The 17,257-nt window shown below is 62.1% G+C and carries 14 protein-coding genes and 4 pseudogenes; 16 read left to right on the top strand and 2 right to left on the bottom strand.

All coding sequences use genetic code 11. The annotated features are described in order from the left end of the window. Nucleotides 1-123 precede the first annotated feature (123 nt). Both OMP40_RS18145 and OMP40_RS18150 read left to right on the top strand, forming a co-directional pair. The gene (locus OMP40_RS18145; protein WP_277533521.1) at nucleotides 124-1,110 is read left to right on the top strand and encodes a LysR family transcriptional regulator; all 987 of its coding nucleotides are present in this window, start codon (nucleotides 124-126) and stop codon (nucleotides 1,108-1,110) included. Nucleotides 1,111-1,117: 7 nt separating this feature from the next. Next, nucleotides 1,118-2,086, top strand: coding sequence for a LysR family transcriptional regulator (locus tag OMP40_RS18150; RefSeq protein ID WP_277533523.1), 969 nt, complete (start codon nucleotides 1,118-1,120; stop codon nucleotides 2,084-2,086). 17 nt (nucleotides 2,087-2,103) lie between these two features. Here OMP40_RS18150 and OMP40_RS18155 read toward each other — a convergent pair whose 3' ends face one another. Beyond that, nucleotides 2,104-2,301 (bottom strand): hypothetical protein, encoded by a 198-nt coding sequence (locus OMP40_RS18155; RefSeq protein WP_277533525.1) that lies wholly within the window; start codon nucleotides 2,299-2,301, stop codon nucleotides 2,104-2,106. Between the two features lie 44 nt (nucleotides 2,302-2,345). Next, complete coding sequence (locus OMP40_RS18160; protein WP_277533527.1) at nucleotides 2,346-3,653, bottom strand: amidase; 1,308 nt, start codon at nucleotides 3,651-3,653, stop codon at nucleotides 2,346-2,348. Nucleotides 3,654-4,057: 404 nt separating this feature from the next. On the opposite strand from OMP40_RS18160, the gene OMP40_RS18165 reads away from it, so the two are divergent. The 14 genes and pseudogenes from OMP40_RS18165 to OMP40_RS18225 all read left to right on the top strand — a co-directional run bounded on the left by OMP40_RS18165 (nucleotide 4,058) and on the right by OMP40_RS18225 (nucleotide 17,216). Next, complete coding sequence (locus tag OMP40_RS18165) at nucleotides 4,058-5,035, top strand: ABC transporter ATP-binding protein (RefSeq protein ID WP_277533529.1); 978 nt, start codon at nucleotides 4,058-4,060, stop codon at nucleotides 5,033-5,035. Between the two features lie 243 nt (nucleotides 5,036-5,278). After that, complete coding sequence (locus tag OMP40_RS18170) at nucleotides 5,279-6,826, top strand: ABC transporter substrate-binding protein (protein ID WP_277533531.1); 1,548 nt, start codon at nucleotides 5,279-5,281, stop codon at nucleotides 6,824-6,826. Between the two features lie 50 nt (nucleotides 6,827-6,876). Further along, a pseudogene (locus OMP40_RS18175) lies at nucleotides 6,877-7,560 on the top strand (ABC transporter permease); the annotation flags it as partial. A 22-nt stretch (nucleotides 7,561-7,582) separates the two neighbouring features. Beyond that, the gene (locus OMP40_RS41910; protein ID WP_420871998.1) at nucleotides 7,583-7,894 is read left to right on the top strand and encodes an ABC transporter permease subunit; all 312 of its coding nucleotides are present in this window, start codon (nucleotides 7,583-7,585) and stop codon (nucleotides 7,892-7,894) included. 12 nt (nucleotides 7,895-7,906) lie between these two features. Further along, nucleotides 7,907-8,809, top strand: a complete 903-nt coding sequence (locus tag OMP40_RS18180; protein ID WP_277533533.1) for an ABC transporter permease — start codon at nucleotides 7,907-7,909, stop codon at nucleotides 8,807-8,809. Between the two features lie 12 nt (nucleotides 8,810-8,821). Beyond that, complete coding sequence (locus tag OMP40_RS40215) at nucleotides 8,822-9,106, top strand: ATP-binding cassette domain-containing protein (protein ID WP_338131175.1); 285 nt, start codon at nucleotides 8,822-8,824, stop codon at nucleotides 9,104-9,106. Further along, a pseudogene (locus OMP40_RS41915) lies at nucleotides 9,066-9,791 on the top strand (oligopeptide/dipeptide ABC transporter ATP-binding protein); the annotation flags it as partial. The gene OMP40_RS40215 and the pseudogene OMP40_RS41915, both read left to right, overlap by 41 nt. Before the next feature lie 136 nt (nucleotides 9,792-9,927). Continuing rightward, nucleotides 9,928-10,272 (top strand): annotated as a pseudogene (locus tag OMP40_RS41920) (carbon-nitrogen hydrolase family protein); the annotation flags it as partial. Nucleotides 10,273-10,411: 139 nt separating this feature from the next. Continuing rightward, a complete protein-coding gene (locus tag OMP40_RS18190; protein ID WP_277534879.1) occupies nucleotides 10,412-10,858 on the top strand; it encodes a nitrilase-related carbon-nitrogen hydrolase in 447 nt (148 codons plus the stop codon). Between the two features lie 260 nt (nucleotides 10,859-11,118). After that, nucleotides 11,119-12,330, top strand: coding sequence for a hypothetical protein (locus OMP40_RS18195; protein ID WP_277533534.1), 1,212 nt, complete (start codon nucleotides 11,119-11,121; stop codon nucleotides 12,328-12,330). A 352-nt stretch (nucleotides 12,331-12,682) separates the two neighbouring features. Next, the gene (locus OMP40_RS18200) at nucleotides 12,683-13,222 is read left to right on the top strand and encodes a GyrI-like domain-containing protein (RefSeq protein ID WP_277533536.1); all 540 of its coding nucleotides are present in this window, start codon (nucleotides 12,683-12,685) and stop codon (nucleotides 13,220-13,222) included. A gap of 308 nt (nucleotides 13,223-13,530) precedes the next feature. Continuing rightward, nucleotides 13,531-14,996 (top strand): annotated as a pseudogene (locus OMP40_RS41925) (spore germination protein). After that, the gene (locus tag OMP40_RS18220; protein WP_277533541.1) at nucleotides 14,993-16,450 is read left to right on the top strand and encodes an endospore germination permease; all 1,458 of its coding nucleotides are present in this window, start codon (nucleotides 14,993-14,995) and stop codon (nucleotides 16,448-16,450) included. Before OMP40_RS41925 ends, OMP40_RS18220 begins: the two are co-directional and overlap by 4 nt. Further along, nucleotides 16,386-17,216 (top strand): Ger(x)C family spore germination C-terminal domain-containing protein, encoded by an 831-nt coding sequence (locus tag OMP40_RS18225; protein ID WP_277533542.1) that lies wholly within the window; start codon nucleotides 16,386-16,388, stop codon nucleotides 17,214-17,216. Before OMP40_RS18220 ends, OMP40_RS18225 begins: the two co-directional genes overlap by 65 nt. Nucleotides 17,217-17,257 lie beyond the last annotated feature (41 nt).

Raw genomic sequence — 17,257 nt, forward strand, 5'->3', positions numbered from 1 at the left:
CCTCCAATTGGTTAGGTTTATATCGAATAATGAGTTCTGGTATCAATTGAGGCTACTATCCGCCAAAGGTATGTTATAGAATATTACATAATACGAAGCGGTCGGGAGGCGGGCAGGATGGACATGGATGGATTGCACTCTTTTATCGCCGTTGCCAGAGACAAGAGCATCTCCAAGGCCGCGCAAGCGCTGCATGTGACGCAGCCGACGCTTAGCGCCCGCCTCCGGAAGCTGGAGGAGAACCTCGGCGTGAAGCTGCTCGATCGCGGCTGGGACGGCATCCGGTTGACCAAAGAGGGACGGTTTTTCCTGTCCTACTCCGTCGACCTGTTCCAGCAGATCGAGGAGGCGGCGGCCATCTTGGGCCAGGACGGCGGCGGCGGCATTCTCGAGCGTCCGCTGGAGGCGATCGCGAACGAGAAACGGCTGCGGATCGGCATCGAGTCGTTCTACTACCCGGCTTTCTTGCCCCCGGTTATCGAAGGAATCCGAACCGTCGTTCCCGATGCGGAATGCCGGTTCGTGAACAAGACGTCCGATCTCTTGACTGGCATGGTGGACTGCGAGAGCCTGGATTTTTGCGTAAACTTTAATTACGTCGGCGACCTGCATCCTTGTTCGCGGCTCGTGCACTACGATAAGGGCGTGCTGTTGTATCCGAAGGAAGGGTACCCGGATATCCGGACCGACCTCTCGAATGCGCCGCTGCTCGCGGACCGGCCGTTCGTCCTTTTCGACAATTCGCCGCTGCGCCAGTACAGCGAGGTGACGGAGCGGGTATTCCACTACCTGCTCGGCCGGGTGCCGGAGCGGTTCCATATCGTAAACGACTTCACCGTGATGGCCGACATGCTGCGCCGGGGATTCGGCTATACGTTCATGCCCCGCTCGAGCCTGCTCCATATGATGGACGCGCCGCTGCCCTTTCACGCGATCGAGATGGAAGCGGAGTTCCTCATCTCGCCCGTCTTCATCACCTACGCGCAAAACCCTTCCTCGCATCATCCGATCGAACGGATCGCCAAGGCGGTCACGGAGCGGCTGAAGGCCGCCATCGACGCGGCATTCCAGGGCAAGCAGGCATACGGCTACAGACGGAAAGGAGACTGAAGCGGCTATGGATATGGAGGGTCTGCATTCGTTCGTCGCCGTCGCCAGGGAGAAGAGCATCTCGCGCGCCGCGCAGGCGCTGCACGTAACGCAGCCGACGCTGAGCGCCCGGCTCAAGAAGCTTGAGCGCGATCTCGGCGTCAGCTTGCTGGAGCGGAGCTGGGATGGCATCCGGCTCACCAAGCACGGACGCTTCTTCCTGACGTACTCGATCGGCATGTTCGAGGAGCTGGAGGAGGCCGCGACCCTGCTGCGCGGACGCGAGGTGCGCGAGCCGGAGGGGCCGATCGACGCCATCACCAACGCGCTCCGGCTGCGCGTCGGGGTGGAATCGTTCTTTTTTCCCGCGTTCGTCGGACCGATCGTACAAGGCATTCAAGCCGCCGCGCCGGATACCGAGTGCAAGTTCGTCACGAAAACGTCGGATCTGCTGCTCAACCTGACGGATTGCGACAGTCTCGACGTGTGTCTTCACTACGAGACGGGGCCGCGGCCGAATCTGACGTCCCGCCGGCTCGTTAACGATCGGCTCGTGCTGCTCTATCCGAAGACAGGCTACCCGGATATTCTGCCGGACATGAGCAACGCGCACCTGCTCAAGGACGAGCGGTTCGTGCTGTTCGAGAGCGCGCCGCTGCTGTCGTTCCCCCAAGTGACGAGCCGGGCGTTCCTTCAACTGTTCGGCGATATTCCCGACCGCTTCCATATCGTTCAGGATATCGAAGCGGCTCTCGATATCGTAGTGAGCGGGTTCGGGTACACGTTCGTGCCGGTCACCTCGATCTATCAGCTGCTTGGGGCGCCCCTGCCTTTCCATGCGCTGCTCATGCCCGAGTCGTACCTCAGCCTGCCTATCTTGCTTAGCTGTCCATCTTCTCCGGCTTCGCCGCTGCCGATCGCGCAGCTCGCGCCGATCATGCTGTCCGCCTTGCAGACCTTCGTACGGCAGATCGATCCGGCTTACAGGCTTGCATGATCGAAGGCGATCGTCGGTTAGGACGACCGATAGCGCGATGCCTTGTACGTCGGCGGAAGAATCGGCTCGATGCCCGTCAGATCCAGTCCTTTGATGCTGTCGATCGCAGCGGCGAAGCGGGCGAAGGCTTGCTTCGACTGCTCCGTCATTTCCGTGCCGCCCGCTTCTTTGCCTGCCGGCACAGCTTCGTTCTTCGAATCCTCGTAATCTCCCATGTCAGTCGCTCCTTATTAATATCGTTTGATAAGTCTTGTGAAAATTACAGCGCCGGATGACGGGTGTGCCAGTCGGTATTCTGCTCGTAAACGTGGCCGATGCCGAGGATGGTCGCTTCCTCGAACGGACGGCCGATCAGCTGCATGTTGACCGGAAGACCCGCGGGCGAGAAGCCGCAAGGCATCGACAGGCTCGGCAGGCCGGTCAGATTGGTCGGCATCGTGAGCCGCGCGAGCTGGAGCGAGCCTTCGAAATCGCCCGAGCGCGGCGCCGTGATCGGCGTGGTCGGCGTGAGCAGCGCATCGACGCCGGACAGGGCGTCCAGATAATCCTGCACGACGAGATGCCGGGCGCGCTGCGCCTGCAGGTAGGCCGAGGCGGGCAGGTCCTTGCCGCTCTCGAGCATGAGGCGGACATCCGGACCGTAGTCCTGCGGGCGCGTCGCGATCCATTCTTCGTGAATGGCGGACAGCTCGCCCAGGCAGATTGCCATAGCGATGCCCTGCGCCCGATGGATCATCGGCATCTTCACTTCGACGATCTCCGCGCCGAGCTCTCTGAACTTGGCCATGGCCGCGTGCAGGGCGGCTTCGACGTCGGCGCTTATATTTTCATAGTAAAATTCGGTCGGAATGCCGAGCTTCACGCCCTTCAGGCTATCGCCGTAGTCGCGCATGCCGGGCGCGGGCAGATCGACGGTGGATTCGTCCTTCGCGTCGAAGCCCGACATGACGTCGAGACAGATCGAGGCGTCCTTCACGCTGCGGGTGAGCGGGCCGGCATGGTCGAGCGACCACACCATCGGGAAAACGCCGTGCTTGCTGACGCGGCCGTAGGTCGGCTTGATGCCGACGACGCCGCAGCACGCGGCGGGGATGCGGATCGAGCCGCCGGTGTCGGAGCCGGTGCCCATATAGGCGATGCCTGCGGCCACCGCCGCGCCGGAGCCGCCGCTCGAGCCTCCCGGGACGTGATCCGTATTCCAGGGATTCAGGCATGGACCGAAGTGCGGGCTGCTCGTGGACGCGCCGCAGGCGAATTCATGCGTCTGCACCTTGCCGAGCAGCACGGAACCGGCCGCATGGAGCTTGGCGACGGTCGTCGCGTCGTGATCGGGGACGAAGTCGGCCAGAATCTTCGAGCTGCAGGTCGTGCGAATGCCCTTCGTGTAATAGAGATCCTTGTGCACGATCGGGATGCCGTGCAGCGGTCCGCGATATGCGCCGCGCATGATCTCGTCTTCCGCCTGACGCGCCTCTGCCAGCGCCAGCTCGGCGGTCATCGTGACGAAGGCGTTCAGCTTCGGGTTCAAGCCGGCAGCGCGCGCGATGGACGCTTCGGCAAGCTCCACCGGCGAGAGCTGGCGGCTCTCGATCTGCTGCGCGAGTTCGTGGATGGGGGGCGTAGGACAGCTGGGGATTGATCGTTTTCAATGCGGAAGCCTCCTTGGTTGAATCGGATAATAAGACGGCGGCGTCCGCTGTTCGCGATATAGCGTGTTCACGATATACCGTGTTCGCGATATATAACAAGTTCGCGTATAGCGGGTTCGCGAACAACGCGTATTCGTCGCATTACGCGTAAAAACCGAACGTTCAGAGCGCCGCCTCCTTATTTGTCAGGTAATATAACACACAAATCCCTGAAAAGACGGTTAGGGAGGGTATAGAATGTTTCGATATCCTGTTTTGCGAATGTGTATGTTAGTATTGGTGACACAAAGGCTTCCCCAATCCGAACGAGGAGGTTGACAACATGACAGAACTGCTGCAGATCGATCGTCTGGTGACGGAATTCAAGATCGGAGGCAAGATGGTGCCGGCCGTAAGAGAGGTGTCGCTGCAGGTGCGCAAGGGACGGACCTTGGTCGTGCTTGGCGAGTCCGGCTCGGGCAAAAGCGTCATGCTTCGCTCCATATTAAATCTCAAGCCGACGGGCGCGAAGCTCGGCGGGGCGATCAAGCTTGAAGGCGAGGACCTGCTTCCGCTTACCGACAAGGAAATGGCGAAGGTTCGCGGCAACAAGATCTCGATGATCTTCCAGGACGCGCTGTCGGCGCTCGATCCGCTCTATCGGGTCGGCGACCAGATCGTCGAGACGATCCGGGCGCACCGCAAGGTAAGCAAGGAGGAGGCAAGGAAGCGGACGGTAGAACTGCTCGGCAAAGTCGGCATCCCCGCGCCGGAGGAGCGGATGCGCGCCTTCCCGCACGAGATGAGCGGCGGCATGCGGCAGCGGGCGGTCATCGCGATGGCGCTGGCCTGCGATCCGGCTCTGCTGCTCGCCGACGAGCCGACGACGGCGCTGGACGTGACGATTCAGGCGCAGATTCTGCGGCTGTTCAAGGACCTGCAGCGCGATCTGGGCATGTCGATCGTGCTCGTCACGCACGACATCGGCGTCGCGGCGGAGATGGCGGACGACATCGCGGTCATGTACGCGGGCAAGATCGTCGAGTACGGCCGGGCGCGCCAGATCCTGTCCGCGCCGTCGCATCCGTATACGGTCGGGTTGATCGAGGCGACGCCGAAGCGGGGCCAGCGCGGCAAGCTGCCGGCCATCCCGGGCCAGCCGCCGCTCATCACGGCGATGCCGGAAGGCTGCGCGTTCGCCGACCGCTGCCAGCATGCGCAGGACGCCTGCCGGGCGTCGCAGCCGTCGTTCACGACGTACGGCGAATCGCACGGCGCCGCCTGTCACCTGCTGCAGGGCGCGCAGCCGATCGCGCAGTAAGAGCAACGCCGGGCTGGGCCGGGCGGAGGCATTTATCGCATAGGACATTACGGGTTGAAGCAGTCCAATTTTTAAAATAGACAGAATAATCAGATAAAAAGAGGCGAACCATCGCCAACCGGAGGGGTACGATGAGAACCATGCACAAGCCGAACGTCCTGACCCGCAAGCTGTGGAAGCCGCTATTCGCCGCCATGACCGCCGCCATTCTGCTCCTGCTCGCCGCCTGCGGAGGCAATAACGATGCCGCATCGGGAGGGACTTCCTCGAGCGGCAGCGGGGGGCTCCGCCAAGGAACAAACGCTCATCATCGGGATGTCCGCCGCGAATCTGCCGGTGCCGGACACGTATCCGACCGAAGGCTACGAGGGCTTCCGCTTCGTCGGTTTCCAGATCTACGATGCGCTGGTTAACTGGGATCTGTCCAAAGGCGACGCGCCTGCGGCGCTGAAGCCGGGGCTTGCCGAATCGTGGGAAACGTCGGACAGCGACAATACGATGTGGACGTTCCACCTGCGACAAGGCGTTTCCTTCACCGACGGCACGCCTTTTAACGCCGACGCCGTCATCTTCGCCCTCGACAGGATTCACAACAAGGACAGCGAATTCTACGATGCCCAGCTCGCGGGCAACAGTGCCAGCGGCTTGCGCTATGTCGCCTCGTATGCCAAGGTCGACGACAACACGATCACGATCAAGACGACCGTTCCCTACAGTTTCCTCCCTTACGATCTAACGAACATTCTGATCGGCAGCCCGGAAGCGATCAAGACCAGCGGCAAGAATTTCGCCTCCCAGCCGGTCGGTACCGGACCGTTCAAGTTCGTGAGCATGAAGCAGGGCCAGGAGATGGTGCTCGCCAAAAACGAAAGCTACTGGGGCGGCGCGCCGAAGCTCGACAAGATCGTCCTGCGCCCGATCAGCGACCCGTCCGCGCGTCTCGCGGCGATCCAGTCCGGCGAAGTGGACTGGGCCGAGGTGCCGCCGACCGAGTCGATCGAGCTGCTCAAGACGGCGGGCTATCAGATCCTGACCAACCCTTATCCGCACATCTGGCCATACGTATTGAACGTGCAGGACGGTCCCTGGAAGGATGTCCGCGTTCGTCAGGCCGCCAACTACGCGATCGACCGCGAAGGCATGAGCACGGCGTTGCTCGGCGGCGCGGCCAAGCCGGCGACCCAGCCGATGTATGAAGGACACGCCTGGTACAACGACGCGGCGGAGCCGTACAGCTACGATCCTGAGAAAGCGAAGCAGCTGCTCGCCGAAGCGGGCTACCCGAACGGCTTCCAGACGACGTTTATCGTCCCGACGAGCGGCTCGGGCAACATGTGGCCGATCCAGATGAACGAGTACGTGCAGAAGAATCTCAAGGCAGTGGGCATCGACGTGAAGATCGAATCGATCGAATGGCAGTCGCTGCTGACCTCGTACATCCAAGGCTTCCCGAAGGACAAGGAAGTGGGCGCCTACAACATCTCGCTGCCGACGATCTCGCCATCCTTCTACTCCACCTTCTTCGCGACGTCGGCCATTTTCCCGAACGGCATCAACATCGGCGGCTATTCAAACCCCGACTACGACGCGCTGCTCGACAAGGCGATGGGCGAGTTCGACAAGACGAAGCAGGACGAATACTTGAAGCAAGCGTCTAAAATACTGGCCGACGACGCGCCGTGGCTCTACGTCGTTCACGACCTCAACCTCCGCGCGCTGGCGCCCAAGGTGAAGGGCTTCGTGCAGCCGCAGTCCTGGTTCGCGGACCTCACCACGATATCGATCGAATAAGCCGGGCAACGGCAACAACTTAACGGAAGCTCACGGAAGGAGCTGCATCTATGGCCTCATTCGTCTGGAAACGAATCCTGCTCATGATTCCGACGCTGCTCGGCGTATCGATCGTCGTGTTCCTCATGCTGAAGATCGTGCCGGGAGACCCGGTCAACGCGATCGTGCCGCCGGACGCCTCCGAGTCGGAGCGCGCGCTCGTGCGGGCGCAGCTCGGACTCGACAAGCCGATGGCCGTCCAGTACGTGTACTGGCTCGGCAATGTCGTGCAGGGCGACCTCGGCGACTCGGTCGCGCGCCGCCTGCCGGTCACCGACATGCTGCTGCCCGCCTTCAAGAACACGCTGCTGCTGACGGCCGCCGCCGCGCTGGCTTCCTTTATCGTCGCGCTCATCGTCGGCGTCTACAGCGCGTACCGCCCGAAGTCGAAGCTCGCCTCGCTGTTCAACGGGCTGAGCCTCGCGAGCATCGGCTTGCCGAACTTCTGGGCCGCGCTCATCCTGATCGGCGTCTTCTCTGTCACGCTGGGCTGGCTGCCCTCCTCGGGCATGTCCAAGGTTGGCGGCGGCGGATTCGGAGATACGATCGACCACCTGATCCTCCCGGCGGCCGCCACTGCGCTCGCCAGCGTCGGGGTGCTGACCCGCATGGTCCGTTCGACCGTATCGGGCGTGCTTCAGCAGGACTACATCTTCGCGCTGAAGGCCAAGGGCGTCCGGCCGTTCACCATTCTGCGCCATGTGCTGCGCGGGGGGCATGCCGACGATCCTGAATGTGACCGGTCTCCAGTTCGGCGCGCTGCTGGCGAGCTCCGTACTCGTGGAGACGGTGTTCTCCTGGCCGGGCGTGGGGCAGGTCATCTATCAGGCGATCGGGCAGCGCGACTTCCCCCGTCGTACAGGCCGGCGTGCTGTTCATCGCCGTCGCCTTCGTCCTGCTGAACCTGATCGTCGACGCCGTGCATGCGGCGATGGACCCACGGGTGCGTCAGGCGTAACGCCGAAACGCATCTTTAACGGGAGGATGCCCGTCCCTGCCCGACGAAGCCCCCCACATCATCTTCCCTAAGGAGGAGCGTCCATGTCGCTTCAAGCCACCGCGGCCGCGGACCCCAAGACCCTCGCGGCACCCGCAGCGCGCCGCGAGCCCTCCCGGGCCGCCGTCATCTTCGCCGCCTTCGCGAGACGCAAGATCGCGCTGGCCGCGCTCATCGTCCTGCTCGTCATCGTGTTCGCCTGCCTGCTCGCGCCCTGGATCGCGCCTTACGACCCGAGCGCCGGCGAAGTGACCGACCGCCTGCAGAAGCTCGGCGCGCCGGGCCACCTCCTCGGCACGGACGAACAGGGCCGCGACATTCTGTCCCGCGTCCTGTACGGCGGCCGCCTGAGCCTGCTGTCCGGCGTGCTGCCCGTGCTGCTCGCCAGCATCCTAGGCGGCGGTCTGGGCGTCGCCGCCGGCTACTTCGGCGGCTGGACCAACACGATCATCATGCGGGCGCTGGACATCGTGTTCTCGTTTCCCGCCATCCTGCTCGCCATCGGCATCTCGGCCGCGCTCGGGCCGGGCATCACGAACATCATCATCTCGGCGACCGTCGTCTTCATTCCGCCGATCGCCCGCATCGCGGAGAGCGCGGTGAAGGAGGTGCGCAAGGAGGAGTTCATCGAGGCTGCCCGCTCCAGCGGCGCGAGCGCGGTACTGATCATCCGGGCGCATATCCTGCGCAACATTTTCGCCAAAGTGTTCGTCTTCGCCACCTCGCTCATCGGCGTGTGCCTTATGGTCGCCTCCGGCCTCAGCTTCCTCGGCCTCGGGGTATCGCCGCCGACGCCAGAATGGGGCTTCATGCTCAACAACCTCAAGCAGCTCATCTTCATCAATCCGGCCGTCACCATCGTGCCCGGCGCGTTCATCTTCCTGACCTCGCTGTCGCTCAACCTGGTGTCCGACGCCTTGAGCGACGCGCTCGAACTCAAACGATAGGAGGCATCCGCCATGGCGATCCAACAAGCGAACGCCGTTACGGCGCTTCGAACGGCGCTGCAGGGCGCCTTCGGCCGGGCCGACATCCTTGAGGTGAACGGCATCGGCAAAACCTTTCCCATCCGCGACATGCTGGGCCGGCGCAAGGGCGGCGTGTCCGCCGTCGACGGCGTCTCGTTCACGCTGCCCAAGCAGGGGACGCTCGGCATCGTGGGCGAGTCGGGCTGCGGCAAGTCCACGCTCGCGCGGCTTGCTGATGCGGCTCATCGAGCCGGACCGGGGAGAGGTCAACTATGAGGGCACGAACGTGCTCTCGCTAAAGGGAAAGGCGATGAAGCAGGCCCGCACCAAGATGCAGATGGTGTTCCAAAATCCGTACTCGTCGCTCGATCCGCAGATGTCCGTGCTCGACAACGTGGCGTTCCCGCTGCTGGCGAACGGCGCGACCAAGGCGCAGGCGCGGGAGCGCGCGCATCATTACCTGGAGGCGGTCGGACTGTCCCGCACGCATGCGGACCGGCTGCCGGGCAGCCTCAGCGGCGGCCAGCGGCAGCGGGTCGCGATCGCCCGGGCGCTCATCCTCGAGCCCGAGATCGTCATCGCCGACGAGGCCGTGTCCGCGCTCGACAAGTCCGTGCAGGCGCAGGTGCTCAATTTGTTCCAGGAGCTGAAGCGCGAGTTCGCGCTATCGCTTATCTTCATCTCCCACGACCTCCACGTGGTGGAGTACATGAGCGACGAAGTGATGGTCATGTATCTGGGCCGGGTGGTGGAAAAGGGGCCGACCGCGCGCATCTTCGGCGCGGCGGCGCATCCGTACACGAAGGCGCTGCTCGCCTCCGCGCCGTCGGTGGACATCGCGGAGCGGGCGACGGCGGACGGCCAGGCCGAGGCGGCGCTCAAGGGCGATCTGCCGAGCCCGCTGAATCCGCCGTCGGGCTGCCGTTTCCGTACGCGGTGCCCGCATGCGATGGCGCGCTGCGCCGAGGAGGCGCCCGCGCTGCGGGAACTGGCGCCGGGACATACGGCGGCGTGTTTCCTGCTTGACGGGGATACGGCGGTAGAAGCGCCGGCTACAACCTTTTTAGATTCTAAAAACGAGAGGGAGAGATTCCAAAATGGCATACGAAAACATCGTGACGGTAGCGACGGTCAACTTCAACGCGGAGTGGGGCAACAAGGCGGGCAATCTGACGCGCATCAAGGAGTATATCAAAGCGGCCGCCGAGCGCGGGGCGAAGATCATTCTGTTCCCCGAGATGGCGCTGACGGGCTACAACGTGGACAACGACGGCATCGCGATGCAGCAGCGGGACGCCGAGACCGTACCCGGCCCGTCGTCCGAATCGCTCGCCGAGATCGCCAAGCTGTACGGCGTCTATGCGATCGTGGGTCTGCCGGAGCGCGACGCCAAGTCGTCGATCCTCTACAACTCCGCGCTCGTCGTCGGTCCCGAAGGCATCGTCGGCTGCTATCGCAAGATTCATCCCGCCGGCAAGGAGTCGCTCTGGGCCAAGAAGGGCAGCGAACCGCTGATGTTCGATACGCCGTGGGGGGCCGGTCGGCGTCGGGATCTGCTTCGACACGTACTGCTTCCCCGAGCTGTTCCGCTATTACGCCGCGCTGGGCTCTCGCCTGTACCTGAACCCGACGGCCGTGCACAACATCGACGGCTGGCAGGATTTCTACTATACGCTGCTCAAGGCCCGCGCGATCGAGAACGGCCAGTTCCTCATCAGCTCCAACCTGGCCGGACCGGATAAAGACATGCTGTTCCCGGGCGGCAGCCTGGTGGCCGGGCCGAAGGTGGCCGGCATCGGTTCGACGTACTATGCGGAGCCGGTCGAAGACGACGAAGCGCTGCTGCTGGCCACGATCGACCTGTCGATCTCGGACAAAGCGCGCAAGCTGCTGACGCTCTACAACGACAACCCGATCACGGGCGTGCCGGACTGGCGGCCCGACATATACGCCGACCTGCTGAAGCGGCTGGAGGGCGGCGAAAAGTGGGGCGGCAGCAAGAAGCCGGAGATCGCGGCGGTAGGTTGAGCTAGCGGAATAAGGAGCGCTCGCGGGGATAAAACCCGCGGGCGCTTTTTGCTGCGAAGAGGAGGCAGGAGACGGCAAAGCCGCAAGGCGACGAGAGCAAGGCACGCTTTGCCTCCAGGACCTTTCCGCAAAGCAATCGTTGCAACTTTCGCCGGCGCGCGGCGTCCATATAGTCGAACGTATGCGCATACATCGAATCGACGGCCATCGTCGGAGAAAAGCGCACACTTGCGGGCATATCGCGCAGAGGAGGAACATTCATGTCCATTTTCGCAAAAAGAACCGGACTTGCGATATCGGCGGCGTTCGTCGCATTTACTGTCGGCGCCGTCTCTTCGGCAGCGGCGGCAGACGAGGATTCGCAGGCCGCAAATCCCGCGGATACGCCGGTCTTGATCGTCGACCCTGCGCCGGATGTCGCCAGGCTCGACCTTGCCCGGCACGAGATGAAGATCGCGTTGGACGGCTCGGGCGCCATGCTGGACGGGAAGTCGATCGCGACTGCGAAGCCGATCCTGAAGGACGGGCGCGTCTACGTGGCGCTGCGCACGCTTAGCCAGTCCGGCGCGGTCTCGGCGAACGCCAAGATCAATCCGGGCCTGACGGCGCTGAACTTCCGCATCGGCTCGGACCACGTCTACGACGGCGAAGGGAACATGCTGCCGCCCGACTTCTATACGACGCCCAAGCCGTTCCTCGCGAACGGCGTCGCTTATGTGCCGGTGAAGGCGCTGGCTTGGCTCGGACTGTCGGCTGCGACGGCGGACGGCCAGGTCGTCTGGCAGTGGAGCGAGAAGACCGCGCAGGTCATGCGAGCTTCCTGGGACACGAACGAGGCGGAAACGACGTTCACCGTGCTGTACCGCAAGGAACTCTACGCGCCGCAGTTGATGGCATCGACCGGGGCGGGATCCTGGTCGGGCGGAACGGACGGGAGCCAGGTCGTCGCCAAGGATATCGAGATCGACGGCAACCTGTACAACCGCATCCGCTTCACCGCGCAGCTGCATCCGGGCATCAACATTTTACAGGCCGCTCCTGCCGGCTCGAGCGGCGCCGAGTTCAAGGTCGTCCGCCACGTCGACGATCCGAGCGCTTTACCGGTCAACCTTACGGAAGAAGCGCAAGGCTATCTGACGGTCGAGGCGCCGGCTTCGGGCTTCGTGAAGACGAAGGCGGGGATGCCGATCCCCGTAGCCGGCAAGGTCGGCGATCCGCATAACCTGGGCTTCGACAAGGTGACGCTCGTCATCCAGAAGTACGCGCCGCGCGGGTCGGGATTCGCGCACCAGGTTTACGAGACGGTAGGCACGCAAGACATCGCGATAAAAGACGGATCGTTCAGCGGCTCGATCGCGCTCAAGGAGACGGGCTCCTACTGGATCGCGATCAATAGTCCCGCCAAGATCCCGTTTCCGGGGAGCGGGCTCGCATCCGTGCGCTGGGCCGAATTTTTTGTGGAGGCAGAGTAGGTAGGGGGCAGGAAAAGAATGCTTCGCGAACCCCTTCGCGCAGGAATGAGTGTTTCCGCACGTTTGAACGGTATCCCCTTCGCGCAGGAATGAGCGGTTTTGCACGTTTGAACGGTATCCCCTTCGCGCAGGAATGCAGGGGAAAGCGGCAGGGATTGCCGGATGTCGAGCGGCAGCGGCGCGTTCCGCGACTAAAGTCGGCAGTGCCGGCATTCGTCAGGGTTCAAACCTGCGATTTGCAGGTAAGGGATTAGACGAACGGTAGCTGTTGCGACCTCCGAAGTCCGTCCGGCGCTTGGCCGGGGGCGCGGGGGCGCATGCGATTATGAATGATGCAAAGGAGCTGAGTTCCATGACGCAGCACGAGCAGATGAATCTGAATCTGAACTTGGAGGAAACCGATCGCGCCGCGGACGCGGAGGCATCCGCCGGCGATATCGTCCTCTACGAGCTGCCGGGCTTCGAGGCCGTCGGGCTGAAGTGGGAGGGGACGTTCGCAGGCGCGGATGCCGGCGAGATTCGCGATCTGCAGGACGAGCTGAAGGCGCGAATCGGCGAGATCCCGAAGCTGTCGCGCCCGGATACGCTGTTCGGCCTTTCTTCCCATGTCGTGAAGGAAGGCTTTCTGCATTATGCGGCCGTGCAGGTGCCGGCGGGCGCGGCCGTGCCAGGGGATATGGTGCGTATCGAGGTGCCCTCGCTCACTTGCGCCAAGTACGAGCATCAAAAGGGACAGTCGATCGGTCTGTCCTATAGCAACGTGTACGCCTGGATCGAGAAGCAAGGCTATAAGGCGGCGGGCGGCGAATTCACGCATATCGAGCTTTATCCAATGACGCAGGATTCGCACGATCCGCATCCCGCGTTCACGATCCTTATTCCAATCTCCTAACTGCCAGCGAATGGCGTGCGGGCAGCGGTATATCCCGCTGCCGTTGCGATTTGTTGCCGCCGGCGCGCATCTTAGCGCGTCCGGCGGTTTTTCGTATGCCGGCAGCCGCCTTCAGGCACGTCAGCGCTTTGCGCCTCCGACTACTTTCCTTATTTCTGGATATCCTATCCTGCTAGGAGACTGCGGGCTTAAGCGCGGCAGCCAATCGAATTCAGGGAGGGGTGGGCGCGTTGGGACTGCAGTCTCTGTTCGGCGGCAAGCAAAAGGGGAAGTCCCAACGGCCGACCGGAAGCCCCGGGGGGCAGGCGCTGCCTGACGAGCCGCTCGCGACAGACTTGCGTACGAATCTGGAGAAGCTGAGCAAGCTCTTCCCGGACACGCTGGATCTGAACGTGCGGCGGCTCTGCATCAGGGCTACCGGCGAGGATGCGGCGTTGATCTATATCGACGGGTTGACCGACAAGGCGGAGGTCAATGCCAGCATCCTGAGGCCGCTGCTGATGCAGTCCGACGCAAGCGGACAACTGCCGATCGAGATCGGGCGCATGACTCGAATCTGCGGCTGGAACGATCTGATCGTCGCCGTCTTGAAGGGGAGCAGCGTGCTCCTGGTCGAGGGCTCGGACGAGGCGATCGTCATGCGTACGGGCGGCTGGCCCCAGCGGGATCCGACCGATCCCAAGATGGAGACGTCGCTGCGGGGCGCGCAGATGGGCTTCGTCGAATCGATCGAACAGAATACCGCGATGATCCGCCGCTACCTGCCGAACCGGGAGTTGAGGTTTAAAAACTTCATTGTCGGGCGCAGGGGGGAACACGCAGGTGTCGATCGCTTACCTGGAGGACGTCGCCAATCCGGACATATTGCAAGAGCTCGAGGATCGGATCGGACGGCTAGACGTCGATCTGATCATCAACACGGGCGAGCTGGCCGAGCTGATCGAGGACAATCCGTACTCGCCGTTTCCCCAACTGATGATTACCGAGCGCCCCGATGCGGCCGTCTCGCAGATCGCTCAGGGACGCTTCGCGGTGCTTGTGGACCGTTCCCCGACGGTGCTGATCGGACCTTCTTCCTTCGTCACGTTTTTTCAGAATATCGACGACTACAGCACGCGCTGGTCCATCGCGACTTTTATCCGCATGCTCCGTTTTCTGGCGTTTTTTTATCTCGATCAGCTTGCCGGCGTTTTATATCGCCATCTCGTCTTTTAACTTCGAGCTGATTCCGATCAAGCTTTTGCTGACGATCGGCACGTTCCGGGGCACCGTTCCGTTCGCTCCGTTCATCGAAGCCGCCTTCATGGAGCTGACGCTCGAGATGATCCGCGAAGCGGGCGTCCGGCTGCCGTCGCCGATCGGCCAGACCGTCGGCATCGTCGGCGGCATCGTCATCGGACAGGCGATCGTGCAAGCCGGTCTCATCAGCAATATTATGGTCGTCGTCGTCGCGTTCACCGCGATCTCTTCGTTTATTCTGCCTAACCTCGATATGGTGGCCGCCGTTCGTATCATTCGCTTTTCGCTCATGGCGGCAGCTTCCGTGTTCGGCATCTTCGGGCTGTTGGTCGGCATGATGATTCTACTCGGCCATCTGATCTCGCTCGAGACGCTCGGCACGCCGTTCAGCACGCCGTTCGCGCCGATGCGGATTTCCGATTGGCGGGATACCGTCGTACGCAGCCCGCTATGGAAGATGACGCTGCGTCCGCTCGGCGCGCGTCCGGTCGAGACCCGCAGGCAGGGAGACAATCGCCGCAAAGGAGACGGATGATGAGGAAGTACGCCTACAATGAGATTACGACCATGCAGTTCATTTTTATCATCAGCGGCATCGCCATCAGCTACGGGTTCATCGAGATACCGAGAGCGCTGTACAAGGAAGCGGGCAGCAGCGGCTGGATCGCCCTGATCCTCGGTTCGCTGACGACGACGGCGGCGAATCTGGTCATCGTGCAGATCATGAAGAAAAATCCCGACGGGACGATACTCGAGCTGGTATCCAAATATACGGCCAAGTGGGTCGGCCGGGCGACGGCGCTTGTGCTGTCCGCGTACCATCTATACTTCGCCTATACGGGCATCGTCTACTCGACGCGCGTCATCAAGGCCCGTATTTTACAAGAAACGCCCGCCTACATGACGTTAATCATGCTGCTGATCCCGACGTATGTCGTGGCGCGCGGCGGCATACGCATCGTCGGACGGTACGCGGAAGTGTCGATGGGGCTGTCCCTTTGGATCCCGTTCGTCTTCGCAGTCGTGTGGGGACATACGCATTGGCTTTATTTGCTGCCCGTGCTGCCGGACGGTTGGCGGCCGGTGCTTACCGCCGTGCCAAGCACGTTTTTCTACTTTCTCGGCTTCGGTTCGACGGCATTTCTGTATCCTTTTTTGAAAAACAAAGAAAAAGCCGCGCTCGGCGTGTGCTGGGCGCAGCTCATCACGCTGTTGGCCTACCTGTTCATCACGTTGCTGAGCTTCGCGTTTTTCAGTCCGGGCGAGCTTACGAAGATCAATCAGCTGGCCATTTATATGCTGAAGTCCGTGGAACTTCCGTTTCTCGAACAGGTGGAAGGGCTGTTTATCGTGCTCTATCTGTTCATTTTCTCCATGTCCTGGATTCCGTCCTATCTGCTGTCAGCCTTCTGCATGAGCTGGATGGCCGGACGCGCGGATCACCGGATCTTTCTGCGTTTTTTGTTGGCGGGCACGGCCTTGTTCTCCTATTTTTACGTTCCGGGATTTAACGTCTCGTACGCGATGGGGGGATTGGCTCGGGAAATTCGGAATGGCAGCCGAATACGCGGCTCCCGTGCTGCTGCTGGGCTATTTGCTGTTGTACGATGCGGTACGAGGCAAGCGGAGGCAGACGTGAAAAGGACGATACTTGCGCTGGGCGCATCGCTGCTGTTGCTCGGGCCGCTGACGGGCTGTTACGACCGGGTCGATCTGGAGGATGCTTCGCTGTCGCTCGTGGCGGGCGTCGACATTACGGAAGATCATCGCACGATGAGTTATACGTCGATTCCGGTGTTCAGCAAATCCGAGAAAAAGAGTCAGGAGCTCAAGGTCGTCGCGAACACGCAGCGTCAGGGGCGGGGGGAAGCTGGACGCCTTCACGGTAGGCTCCTTCAACGGGAGGAAGATCAAGATCATCGCCTTGTCCAAGCGCTTCGTGCAGGAGACGCCGGACTGGTTCCGTTACATGGACATCTACTTCCGTGACGGGCGAAACCCCATAACGCCGAGGGTGGTCGTATTCGACGGTACGCTCGACCGGCTGTTCTACTACCATTCGCCGAACCAGCCGATTCTCCCTCTCATGCTGATGGGCATGATCAAATCGGCGGCCAACCGGTCGGAGTCGGTCGCGACGACGCTGCAGGAGCTGCACAGGCAGATGAACGAAGAGGGACAGACCCCTTTTTTGACCCAGATGTCGATCAAACAGGACGCGATGATCGACGGTACGGCGCTGCTCGATCACCATGGCCGGTACGTCGATACGCTGAGCATGCCGGAGACGGTCCTGCTGCGCGTCCTGCAAAATAAGGCGGGAGAGTCCGTCGGCTTCACGCTGCGTCTCCCATCCCGCTTGACCGGATCTCCTGCGGAAACGGATTGGGTCAGCATCGCGACGGAGCGGATCAAGGTGAAGATCGACGCCGCGTATGCGGGGGACCGCTTCAAGTTCGCCGTTCGCGTACGTTTTTCGGCGAGCGTCGTGGAGAAGCTGTCATCGCTGGACCTCGACGACCATCAACGCGAAGCCGAGCTCGCCTGCGCCGAGGAGCTGCGCGACAAGTTCGAGGCGTTGATCGCCAAGCTTCAGCGCGATAAGGTCGATCCTGTCGGGTTCGGCATTTACGCGCGGGCTTATCATTACAATCGCTTCAAGCAGGTGAAGGAGAACTGGGGCGAAGCGTTCGGGCAGTCGGACGTGAAGGTGCGCGTCAGCGTCGCCTTCGCGGACGAAGGTTCGGTTAAATGAGGCTCGGGCACGGAGGAAGGCTTTCTTTCGGTGGGCCATAA

Source organism: Cohnella rhizosphaerae (assembly GCF_029525575.1).
Lineage (GTDB): Bacteria > Bacillota > Bacilli > Paenibacillales > Paenibacillaceae > Cohnella > Cohnella rhizosphaerae.